Origin of the sequence: Streptomyces sp. NPDC005866, from assembly GCF_040629895.1 — a bacterium.
Taxonomy (GTDB): Bacteria; Actinomycetota; Actinomycetes; order Streptomycetales; family Streptomycetaceae; genus Streptomyces.
Window position 1 is genome coordinate 233,869 of record NZ_JBEXWP010000011.1, and the last position, 9,621, is coordinate 243,489.

Genomic DNA, 9,621 nt, shown 5'->3' on the forward strand with positions numbered 1-9,621 from the left:
CAGGACATGGCGCGGGTCACGGTGATCTGACGGCGGGCTGAGCAGTCGATGACCTCCCCGGCACCGGAACCGGCTGTTCGTCCGGATTCCATGTGCCGTGCATCTGACCGGCGGGGATTGTCAGCGACGCGTGCTCTCATGGAGGCATGATCGAAGCAACGGAGACCATCGACGAGTTTCTCCTTCAGCACGCCGGTGACGTCGAGGACGCCATCCGCAAGGCCGCCCGGACCGAGATCCTGCCCCGCTGGCGCCGGCTCGCCGACCACGAGGTCGACCAGAAGAGCGGGCCGCACGACCTGGTGACGGACGCCGACCGGCTCGCCGAGCGGTACCTCACCGGGGCGCTCGGCGCCCTGCTGCCGGGGTCCGTCGTGGTCGGCGAAGAGGCGGTGCACGCGGACCCGGAGACATACGAGGCGCTCCAGGGCGACGCGCCGGTGTGGATAGTCGACCCGGTCGACGGCACCCGCCAGTTCGTCCGCGGCGAGGACGGCTTCTGCACGCTGGTCGCGCTCGCCCACCGGGGCGTCCTGCTCGCCTCCTGGACCTACGCCCCGGCCCGCGGCCAACTGGCCACGGCGGTACGGGGGAAGGGCGCCTTCCTGGACGGCGTGCGGCTGCACGCCGGGCCGCCCGTGGAGGGCAGGGACCTCCGGATCGCCACCTCCCACCCGGACTACACGACCGACGCGCAGAAGCGCGCGCTGTTCGCCCTGTGGGTCGACGGCGTCGCCCCGCGCGCCTGCGGCTCGGCGGGCCTGGAGTATCTCGCCGTCGCCCGGGGCGAGTTGGACGCCACGGCGTTCTCCTGGGAGGCCGCCTGGGACCACGCGGCCGGGCTCCTGCTGGTCGAGGAGGCGGGCGGCGCCCACCTCACGATCGCGGGCGAGCCGTTCCGGATCACGGGCGACAACGCCCTGCCGTTCACCGCGGCCCGCGACGCGGCCACCGCCCACCGGTTGGTGGACCTGCTGCGGAACCCGCACTGGTAACCCGGACGGGTGGTGTGTCAGTCCTCCGGCATATCCTGAACCCGAGTGGCCAATCGGCTGACGAAGGGGTCCGAAGGTGCCGTCGATGCTCGATGCGGTCGTGGTGGGGGCGGGGCCGAACGGTCTGACGGCCGCCGTGGAGCTGGCCCGGCGGGGCTTCTCCGTCGCCGTCTTCGAGGCGCGGGACACCGTGGGCGGCGGTGCCCGCACCGAGGAACTCACGCTGCCCGGCTTCCGGCACGACCCGTGCTCCGCGGCGCACCCGCTCGGCGTGAACTCGCCCGCGTTCCGCGCCCTGCCCCTGGAACGCTACGGCCTGGAGTGGCTGCACCCCGAGCTGCCGATGGCACACCCGTTCCCGGACGGTAGCGCGGCCGTGCTGGCCCGGTCCGTGGCCGAGACGGCGGCCTCCTTCGGACCGCGCGACGCGGGCACCTACCGCAGGCTGGTCCAGCCGTTCCTGCCCAAGTGGGACACCCTGGCCCGGGACTTCATGTCCCTGCCGCTGACCGCGCTGCCGCGCGACCCGGTCACCCTCGCCCGCTTCGGCCTGGTCGGGCTGCCGCCCGCCACCCTGCTGCTGCGCCGCTTCCGCGACGAACGGGCCAGAACGCTGTTCGCAGGCCTTGTCGCCCATGTCATGGCCCCGCTCAACGGCTTCGCTACCGGCGCCATCGGCCTGGTCTTCGCGCTCGCCGCACACGCCCGTGGCTGGCCGATGGCCCGGGGCGGCTCCCAGGCCATCTCCGACGCCCTCGCCGCATATCTCAAGGACCTCGGCGGCGCGATCCACACCGACTACGAGGTCAAGCGCCTCGACGACCTGCCGCCCGCGCGGTCGTACATCTTCGACACCTCACCGACCGCGCTCGCCCGCATCGCCGGCCTCGGCAACTACTACCAGGGCTTCCGCTACGGCCCCGGAGTCTTCAAGATCGACTATGCGCTGGACGGACCGGTCCCCTGGACAGCCCCGGAAGCCCGCCGCGCCGGGACCGTGCAGATCGGCGCGGACAGCGCGGAGATCGGCGCCGCCCTGCGCGCCGCCTCCCGCGAGGGCCGCGCCCCCGACCGGCCGTTCATGATCACCGTGCAGCCCGGTGTCGTGGACCCGTCCCGGGCTCCCGAGGGCAAGGCGGTCTTCTGGGCGTACGCCCATGTGCCGAGCGGCTGGACCGGCGACCTCACCGATGTGATGGAGCGTCAACTGGAGCGTTTCGCCCCGGGGTTCCGCGACCGCGTCCTGGCCCGTGCCGCCGCCGGACCCGCCGAACTCGCCGCGCGCAACGCCAACTACGTCGGCGGCGACATCGGTACCGGCGCGGTCTCCGGCCTGCAGACACTGCTGCGCCCCAAGGTGTCCCTGTTCCCTTACGACACCCCGCACCCGGCCGTCTTCATCTGCTCGTCGGCCACCCCGCCCGGTCCGGGCGTACACGGCATGTCGGGGCACAACGCCGCCAAGGCCGTGTGGAGGAGGCTGAGACAGTCATGACCCGCATCACCCTCGCCCAGGGCGACATCACCCGGCAGACCGCCGACGCGATCGTCAACGCGGCCAACTCCTCCCTGCTCGGCGGCGGAGGCGTCGACGGCGCCATCCACCGGCGCGGCGGCCCGGCGATCCTCGAAGGGTGCCGCAAGCTCCGCGCCGGGCACTACGGCACGGGCCTGCCCACCGGACAGGCGGTGGCCACCACGGCCGGCGAACTCGACGCCCAGTGGGTCATCCACACCGTCGGCCCCGTCCACTCCCGGAGCGAGGACCGCTCCGAACTCCTGGCCTCCTGCTACCGCGAGTCCCTGAAGCGCGCCGACGAACTCGGCGCCCGCACGGTCGCGTTCCCCGCCATCTCCACCGGGATCTACGGCTGGCCGCTGGACGACGGCGCCCGTATCGCCGTGGCGACGGTCCGGGACGCGGACACGGCCGTCGAGGAGGTCCGGTTCGTCCTCTTCGACGAGCGGGCCTACGAGGCGTTCGCCGCTCAGCTGACCTGAGAGCGGGTCCTCACACCGAGTCCCGCACGATGATCCGCGCCGGCACCGGCACCAGCCCCGCCGAGTCCAGCCCCAGCGCGGTGCGCGCGGCCAGCCGGCCATGGGCCTCCGCGTCGATGTGCACGGTGGTCAGGGCGGGCGTGCTCAGCTCGCCGTACTCGGTGTCGTCGTAGCCGATCACCGCCAGGTCGCCGGGGGCGGCCAGGCCCAGGTCCTGCAGGGCGGTCAGGGTGCGCAGGGCGAGGTCGTCGTCGAAGGCGGCGACCGCGGTGACGTCGGGGCGGGCCTCGCGCAGGCCGGCGACCGCGCCGGTGCCCGCCTGCCTCGGGCGGGGCACCGTGACCGGGACCAGGGGCGGCAGGCCGAGGCTGTGCACGGTGTGCTCGGCGAACCGCCGCCGGGCCCGGGCCAGCGCCGAGTCCTCCTCTGCCCGGGTGGCCAGGACCCGAGAGTCGGCGCTCTCGGCGCATGCGCCCAGAGGCGGGTGCTGGCGCACGTGCCCGAGGCGGTCGTGGCCGCAGGTCCGTTCACGTACGTGTCGGATTTCCGCCAGCGGCGGGTCCGGTCGATGGCCGATGCTGGATGCATGCAGAAAGGGACGAACCTCGACCGCGAGCACTGTGTACGGGCCGTGCAGTCGAAGGATGCACGGTTCGACGGCTGGTTCTTCACGGCCGTGCTGACCACCCGCATCTACTGCCGGCCCAGCTGCCCGGTGGTTCCGCCCAAGCCCGAGAACATGACGTTCTACCCGAGTGCGGCCGCCTGCCAGCAGGCCGGCTTCCGGGCGTGCAAACGCTGCCGCCCCGACACCAGCCCCGGCTCCCCGGAGTGGAACCAGCGCGCCGACCTGGTCGCCCGCGCCATGCGGCTGATCGCCGACGGAGTCGTGGACCGCGAGGGCGTGCCCGGCCTCGCCGCCCGCCTCGGGTACAGCCCCCGGCAGGTCGAACGCCAGCTCCTCGCCGAACTCGGCGCCGGCCCGCTGGCCCTCGCCCGGGCCCAACGCGCCCAGACCGCCCGCCTGCTGATCGAGACGACCGCACTGCCGATGGCGGAGATCGCCTTCGCGGCCGGCTTCTCCTCGATCCGCACCTTCAACGACACCGTCCGCGAGGTCTTCGCGCTGTCCCCGAGCGACCTGCGCAACCGCCGCCCGCGCTCGGCACATCTCGCCCCGGGCGTGCTCCACCTCCGGCTGCCCTTCCGCGCCCCCCTCAACCCGGACAACCTCTTCGGCCACCTCGCGGCCACCGCCGTACCCGGCGTCGAGGAATGGCGGGACGGCGCCTACCGGCGGACCCTGCGGCTGCCCTACGGCCATGGCATCGTGGCCCTCACCCCGCAGCCTGACCACATCGCCTGCCGGCTCACCCTCAGCGATCTGCGGGACCTGCCCGTCGCCATCACCCGCTGCCGGCGGATGCTCGACCTTGACGCCGACCCGGTCGCGGTCGACGACCAGCTGCGTACGGACCCCTTCCTGGCTCCGCTGGTGGACAAGGCGCCCGGCCGGCGGGTCCCCCGCACCGTCGACGAGGCGGAGTTCGCCGTCCGTGCCGTGCTCGGCCAGCAGGTCTCCACGGCCGCCGCCCGTACCCACGCGGCCCGGCTGGTGACCGCCCACGGCACCGCGGTGGACGACCCCGAGGGCGGACTCACCCACCTCTTCCCGTCCCCAGGGGCGCTCGCGGAGGTGGCGCCCGAGGCCCTGGCGATGCCCCGCACCCGCCGTACCACCTTCACCACCCTGGTCGGACAACTCGCCGACGGCACAATCCACTTGGGTGTGGAGAGCGACTGGGCGCAGGCCCGCGCCAAGCTTCTCGAACTCCCCGGCTTCGGCCCCTGGACCGTCGACGTCATCGCCATGCGCGCCCTCGGCGACCCCGACGCCTTCCTCCCCACCGACCTCGGAATCCGCCGCGCCGCCCAAGAGCTGGGCCTGCCCAGTACCCCGGCCGCCCTCACCGCACGCGCGGCGGCCTGGCGCCCCTGGCGGGCCTACGCGGTGCAGTACCTGTGGGCGACCGACAGTCACCCGATCAACTTCCTTCCCGTGTAAGGATCTTGTCGTGAAGAACCACACCGTCACCGACAGCCCGTACGGCCCCCTCACCCTGGTCGCCGAGAACGGCACACTCTGCGGCCTCTACATGGAGGCCCAGCGCCACCGTCCGCACGAGGAGACCTTCGGTGACCGCGACGACGACCTCTTCGCCGAGACCGAGGAACAGCTCTCCGCCTACTTCGCGGGCGAGTTGAAGGAGTTCACCGTCGAACTGCGCCTGAACGGAACCCCGTTCCAGCGCAGTGTCTGGGACCAGCTGACAAGGATCCCGTACGGCGAGACCCGCACCTACGGCGAACTCGCCGACGCCCTCGGCAACCCGCGGGCCTCCCGCGCGGTCGGCCTCGCCAACGGCAAGAACCCCATCGGCATCATCGTCCCCTGTCACCGCGTGATCGGCGCCGGTGGCGGCCTCACCGGCTACGGCGGCGGCCTGCCCCGCAAGCAGCGCCTGCTGGACTTCGAGCGGGGCGCGGGCCTCTTCCCGCCGGCGTGCAACGCGCGTCCACCTCGCGTTTCACGGCGTCCGGCAGGCCGCTAGGGCCTGTTGCGAAAGTCCCGCCTGCCCCGCGACGCCCGGCACGCACTCTCGCCGCACCGGGCACAAACCCAAGTACGTCCAGTACGAGGGCTTGCACCCGGCACCCCGAGAGCACGCACCGGACGCCGCGGGGCCCGCCCTCCGGGCAGACGACGGGACTTTCGCAACAGGCCCTAGCCGGCCCGCAGCTCCGCGAGCAGCTTCGGCAGCGCGGTGCCGATCGGCTCGCGGACGATCTCGTCGGCGCGGTCGTCGTACGGCGTCGGCTCGGCGTTGACGATGACCAGCCGGGCGCCGTGGTCGGCGGCCACACCGGCGAGCCCGGCGGCGGGCTGCACCTGGAGGCTGCTGCCGACGGCGATGAACACGGTGCAGGCCTTGCTGATGGCGAGGGCCTCGCCGAGGACGACCGGGTCGAGGCGCTCGCCGAACATGACGGTCGCGGACTTGAGGATTCCACCGCACTCCAGGCACAACGGATCGTCCTCGCCGGCCTCGACGCGGGCGATCGCGTCCACCATCGGCCCACGCGCCTGGCACTTGGTGCACACCACACTGCGTGCCGAGCCGTGCAGTTCGAGCACCTTGCGGGCGGGTATCCCGGCGAGCTGGTGCAGCCCGTCCACGTTCTGCGTGATGACCCGCACCGGGATCCCGGACCTGTCCAGCTCGGCGACGGAGCGATGGGCGGCGTTCGGCTCGGCCTTCAGCGTCCGGTTCTTGCGCCGCATCTGCCAGGATCGGCGCCGGATCTCCGGGTCGCCCATGTAGTAGTCGTAGGTCACGAGCTTCTCGGCCTCGGGGTCCCTGCGCCACAGACCGTTCGGGCCGCGGTAGTCGGGGATTCCGGAGTCGGTCGAGATGCCGGCGCCGCTGAGGATGGCGACGAGGGGCTTGGTCATGCGTTCGAGGGTAGGGCGGGCCGGGCGCGGCGGGCGAGCGGATATCGCCTGTCCCCGGTATCACCCGACGCGGTCGCCGTTCTCCAGTTCCGCGGTGCCCGCGCCCTCGTCCAGCACGTCCAGCGCGGCCAGCACACGGCGGCCCAGAGCGCCCGGCAGGTACGCGGTGAGTTCGGCGCGAGGGACCAGCCGCCAGGACAGCAGTTCCTCCTCCTGGAGCCGGATCGCCTTGAGGTCGGCGTCGGTGACGACACCCCCGTCATAGAGGTAGGCGACGATCGGCGGCCGGCCCGTGCCGTGCACCCAGTCCACCGCGAGCAGCCGGCCCATCTCGCGGTCCAGGCCGATCTCCTCCAGGGTCTCCCGGCGGGCGCCCTGGCGGGGGGTCTCCCCGTCGTCGGACTCGACGGTCCCGCCCGGCAGTGCCCAGCCCTCCCGGTAGTTGGGCTCGACGAGCAGCACCCGTCCCTCGGCGTCCCGGAAGAGCGCGGCCGCCCCGGCGAGGATCCGGGGGAGGCTCGCGATGTACGCGGCGTAGGCGTCAGTCGTGGTCACTCAGGAAGGGTAACCAGCGCGGGCTCGGTGCTGGTCCGGGCGAGCCGCACGGTGCGCTCCGCCAAGTCGCTGATGCGGGCCCCGTCGAAACCGAAGACGGCGCTGCGGACCGTGTCCTCCAGAGGGTCCTTCCACTGCTCCGGGATGGCCGCCGCGCCGGTCAGCACCCCGGCCACGGAGCCCGCCGTCGCGCCGTTGGAGTCGGTGTCCAGGCCGCCGCGCACGGTGAGGGCGACGGTCCGGGTGAAGTCGCCGTCGCCGTAGAGCAGCCCGGCGGTGAGCACGGCCGCGTTCGGGACGGTGTGGATCCAGCCGAGGCCCGCGGTCTCGGCGCAGACGGTGGCGAGGGTCTCCTCCCAGCCCAGCCGGGTCTCGTGCAGCGACACCACCCGGCGTACGGTCCGGGCCAGACGGCAGCTCGCCGGTACGACGGTGAGCGCGGTGTCGATCGCCTGCCGCACGGTCGGCGCGGTGAACGCCGCCGAGATCAGCGCCGCCGCCCACATCGCGCCGTACACCCCGTTCCCGGAATGGGACAGCACCGCGTCCCGGCGGGCCAGGGCCGCTGCCCGCCGCGGGTCGTCCGGGCAGGTCCAGCCGAAGATGTCGGCGCGGATCAGGGCGCCGATCCACTCCTGGTACGGGTTGTCGCAGGTGGCGGTGAGGGGCGGCTTCAGGCCGCCCGTGAGGTTGCGGTAGGCGGCCCGTTCCGCCGTGAAGGTCTGGAGGTACGGCAGCCTCAGCAGCCACAGCTCGCCGACCTGCTCGGTGCTGAAACCGAAACCGTGGGTCTCCAGGAGGTCAAGGCCGAGGATCGCGTAGTCGACGTCGTCGTCGCGGCAGCTGCCGCGGATACGGCCGCGTACGCACTGGCGCCACTCGGGGCGCAGCGCGAGGGCGTCGCTCTCGTCGGCGGGCTCGGGGAGGTAGTCCGTGAGCGGCAGGGCGGCGGCCCGCCGCAGATAGCCGTCGATGCGTTCCCGGGTCCACAGGTCGCCCCGCTCGACCGGTTTGCCGAGCATGTTGCCCGCGATCCGGCCGAGCCAGCCGCCGAGCACACGGTCGGCGAGCACACCGTCGGCGAACTCGGGCCCCAGATTGCTCATGGCTGTGGTCTACCCGCTTTCCCAGGTGGTTCCCAGCCCTTTCCCAGGCTTCGGTCGGGGAATGACGGCGAGGGTGTCCTCCGGTTAAGGTCACAGCGGCGCGACTGGCCTTGACGTGCGCGAGGCCCGGAGAGCAAGGGGATACAGGTGACACAGCGCGTGCTCATCGCCGCGGACAAGTTCAAGGGCTCGCTGACGGCCGTGGAGGTCGCCGAGCGGGTCACTGCGGGGCTCAGGCGGGTCGTGCCCGGCGTGGAGGTGGAGGCGCTGCCCGTCGCGGACGGCGGGGACGGCACGGTGGCCGCGGCCGTCGCGGCCGGCTTCGAACGGCACGAAAGGCAGGTCGCCGGGCCGCTGGGGCAGGCGGTCACCGCCGCGTTCGCGCTGCGCGGCGACACCGCGGTCGTGGAGATGGCCGAGGCCAGTGGCCTGCAGCGGCTGCCGTCCGGTGTCTTCGCGCCGCTGACGGCCTCCACGTACGGCTCCGGAGAGCTGCTGCGGGCCGCGCTGGACGCGGGTGCGCGCACGATCGTCTTCGGTGTCGGAGGCAGTGCTACGACCGACGGTGGTGCCGGCATGCTGTCGGCACTCGGGGCGCGGTTCCTGGACGAGGACGGCGAACCGGTCCCGCCGGGCGGCGGCGGCCTCGCCGACCTGGCCCGCGCGGACCTGTCCGGCCTGGACCCGCGTCTGTCCTCCGTCGACCTGATCCTCGCCAGCGACGTCGACAACCCGCTGACGGGCCCGAAGGGTGCGCCGGCCGTCTACGGCCCGCAGAAGGGTGCCTCGCCGGACGACGTCGAGACGCTCGAGGCCGCGCTGGGCAACTTCGCGAAGGTCCTGGAGGCCGAGGTGGGCCCCCGCGCCGTGGAGTACGCCGGGTCGCCGGGCGCGGGAGCCGCCGGTGGCATCGGATACGGCGCGCTGCTGCTCGGCGCGCGCTTCCGGGCCGGCATCGAGGTCATGCTCGACGTCCTCGGCTTCGCGCCCGCTCTGGAGCGGGTGTCACTGGTCATCACCGGCGAGGGTTCGCTGGACGAGCAGACGCTGCACGGGAAGGCGCCGGCCGGGGTGGCCGCGGCCGCGCGTGCGGCCGGCAAGGAGGTCGTGGCGGTGTGCGGCCGGCTCGCCCTGCCGCCGGCGGCGCTCGGCCGGGCCGGGATCCGGCGGGCGTATCCGCTGACGGCTGTGGAGCCGGACGTGGTGAAGTGCATCGCCGACGCGGGGCCGATCCTGGAGCGGGTCGCCGAACAGATCGCCCGGGACTTCCTGGCCTGAGACGGCACGCCCACCCGCTCGCCCGGCCGAGACAGAACCCCCGGCCCACCGAGTCGGGTGGTGGATACGGCGGAGGGCCCCGGACCGAGCTCGAGCTCGGTCCGGGGGCGCACCCCCCCCCCCCCTACCGTTAGTCGGCGGGCCACCCCACAACCCCAAACAACCGGTGAAA

10 protein-coding genes are annotated in these 9,621 nt (G+C 73.3%); 6 read left to right on the plus strand and 4 right to left on the minus strand.

What is annotated here, in order from left to right; all coding sequences use genetic code 11:
- Nucleotides 1-146: 146 nt before the first annotated feature.
- From ABZ396_RS18975 to ABZ396_RS18985, 3 genes are all read left to right on the plus strand, one after another.
- Nucleotides 147-995, plus strand: a complete 849-nt coding sequence (locus tag ABZ396_RS18975) for an inositol monophosphatase family protein (protein WP_358921029.1) — start codon at nt 147-149, stop codon at nt 993-995.
- Between the two features lie 85 nt (nt 996-1,080).
- Complete coding sequence (locus ABZ396_RS18980; RefSeq protein ID WP_358921031.1) at nt 1,081-2,490, plus strand: NAD(P)/FAD-dependent oxidoreductase; 1,410 nt, start codon at nt 1,081-1,083, stop codon at nt 2,488-2,490.
- Entirely contained in the window at nt 2,487-2,996 is a 510-nt protein-coding gene (locus tag ABZ396_RS18985) for an O-acetyl-ADP-ribose deacetylase (protein ID WP_358921033.1), read from the plus strand. The genes ABZ396_RS18980 and ABZ396_RS18985 overlap by 4 nt, the downstream gene beginning before the upstream one ends.
- A gap of 10 nt (nt 2,997-3,006) precedes the next feature.
- Here the strand turns inward: ABZ396_RS18985 and ABZ396_RS18990 are convergent, their stop codons facing one another.
- Entirely contained in the window at nt 3,007-3,492 is a 486-nt protein-coding gene (locus ABZ396_RS18990) for a substrate-binding domain-containing protein (protein WP_358921035.1), read from the minus strand.
- A gap of 90 nt (nt 3,493-3,582) precedes the next feature.
- Between ABZ396_RS18990 and ABZ396_RS18995 the strand changes: the two genes are divergently transcribed.
- Nucleotides 3,583-5,061: an AlkA N-terminal domain-containing protein gene (locus ABZ396_RS18995; protein WP_358921037.1), complete on the plus strand. Its 1,479-nt coding sequence runs from the start codon at nt 3,583-3,585 to the stop codon at nt 5,059-5,061.
- 10 nt (nt 5,062-5,071) lie between these two features.
- Entirely contained in the window at nt 5,072-5,608 is a 537-nt protein-coding gene (locus ABZ396_RS19000) for a methylated-DNA--[protein]-cysteine S-methyltransferase (protein WP_358921039.1), read from the plus strand.
- Nucleotides 5,609-5,781: 173 nt separating this feature from the next.
- Here the strand turns inward: ABZ396_RS19000 and ABZ396_RS19005 are convergent, their stop codons facing one another.
- Genes ABZ396_RS19005 through ABZ396_RS19015 form a run of 3 tightly spaced genes read right to left on the minus strand, consistent with a single transcriptional unit; the run spans nt 5,782 to nt 8,171 of the window.
- Nucleotides 5,782-6,510: a Sir2 family NAD-dependent protein deacetylase gene (locus ABZ396_RS19005; RefSeq protein ID WP_358927066.1), complete on the minus strand. Its 729-nt coding sequence runs from the start codon at nt 6,508-6,510 to the stop codon at nt 5,782-5,784.
- Nucleotides 6,511-6,570: 60 nt separating this feature from the next.
- Nucleotides 6,571-7,065, minus strand: coding sequence for an NUDIX hydrolase (locus tag ABZ396_RS19010; RefSeq protein WP_358927065.1), 495 nt, complete (start codon nt 7,063-7,065; stop codon nt 6,571-6,573).
- A complete protein-coding gene (locus ABZ396_RS19015) occupies nt 7,062-8,171 on the minus strand; it encodes an ADP-ribosylglycohydrolase family protein (RefSeq protein WP_358927064.1) in 1,110 nt (369 codons plus the stop codon). The genes ABZ396_RS19010 and ABZ396_RS19015 overlap by 4 nt, the downstream gene beginning before the upstream one ends.
- A gap of 159 nt (nt 8,172-8,330) precedes the next feature.
- On the opposite strand from ABZ396_RS19015, the gene ABZ396_RS19020 reads away from it, so the two are divergent.
- On the plus strand, nt 8,331-9,449 hold the full coding sequence (locus ABZ396_RS19020) for a glycerate kinase (protein ID WP_358927067.1): 1,119 nt from the start codon (nt 8,331-8,333) through the stop codon (nt 9,447-9,449).
- The last annotated feature ends 172 nt before the right edge of the window (nt 9,450-9,621 follow it).

What these genes read in the sequence shown, in the direction of transcription:
- ABZ396_RS18975 (WP_358921029.1), top strand. Translation starts at nt 147, where the DNA reads ATGATCGAAGCAACGGAGACCATCGACGAGTTTCTCCTTCAGCACGCC.
- ABZ396_RS18980 (WP_358921031.1), top strand. Translation starts at nt 1,081, where the DNA reads ATGCTCGATGCGGTCGTGGTGGGGGCGGGGCCGAACGGTCTGACGGCC.
- ABZ396_RS19015 (WP_358927064.1), bottom strand. Translation starts at nt 8,171, where the DNA reads ATGAGCAATCTGGGGCCCGAGTTCGCCGACGGTGTGCTCGCCGACCGT.
- ABZ396_RS18995 (WP_358921037.1), top strand. Translation starts at nt 3,583, where the DNA reads ATGCAGAAAGGGACGAACCTCGACCGCGAGCACTGTGTACGGGCCGTG.
- ABZ396_RS18985 (WP_358921033.1), top strand. Translation starts at nt 2,487, where the DNA reads ATGACCCGCATCACCCTCGCCCAGGGCGACATCACCCGGCAGACCGCC.
- ABZ396_RS19005 (WP_358927066.1), bottom strand. Translation starts at nt 6,510, where the DNA reads ATGACCAAGCCCCTCGTCGCCATCCTCAGCGGCGCCGGCATCTCGACC.